1 protein-coding gene is annotated in these 423 nt (G+C 62.2%); it reads left to right on the top strand.

Features of this window, described 5'->3' with window-relative positions; translation table 11 throughout:
- The coding region (locus DIE23_RS39235; RefSeq protein ID WP_124618221.1) for an IS5 family transposase at positions 1-423 on the top strand (423 nt) is incomplete at both ends.

The following is a 423-nucleotide window of genomic DNA, read 5'->3' as shown; positions in this document are numbered from 1 at the left end:
CTTTGCGGAAGCGGAAAGCGCAGGCAAGAAGCGCGTGACCCGGCGTCAGCGTTTCCTGGACGAGATGGAGAAGCTCGTGCCGTGGTCGCGATTGCTGACGGCAATCGAGCCGTACTACCCGAAAGGAACTCGCGGCCGCCCGCCGATCGGTCTGGAGCGGATGCTTCGAATCTACTTCCTGCAGCAGTGGTACAGCCTGTCGGACGAAGGGCTGGAGGATGCGCTGTACGACAGCATCGCGATGCGGGCCTTCGCCGGGATTGATCTGGCCGTGGAGAACGTGCCGGATGCGACCACGCTGCTGAAGTTCCGGCGCCTGCTTCTCGAACATGACCTGACGCGCAAGCTGTTCGACGAGATTGGCATCTCGCTGTGCGAACGCGGGCTGATGATGAAGGAAGGCACGCTGGTCGATGCGACGAT

This window comes from Burkholderia sp. Bp9143 (genome assembly GCF_003853645.1).
GTDB lineage: Bacteria > Pseudomonadota > Gammaproteobacteria > Burkholderiales > Burkholderiaceae > Burkholderia.
The sequence above is the reverse complement of the archived record's forward strand: the minus strand, read 5'-3'. Positions and strand labels throughout refer to the sequence as shown.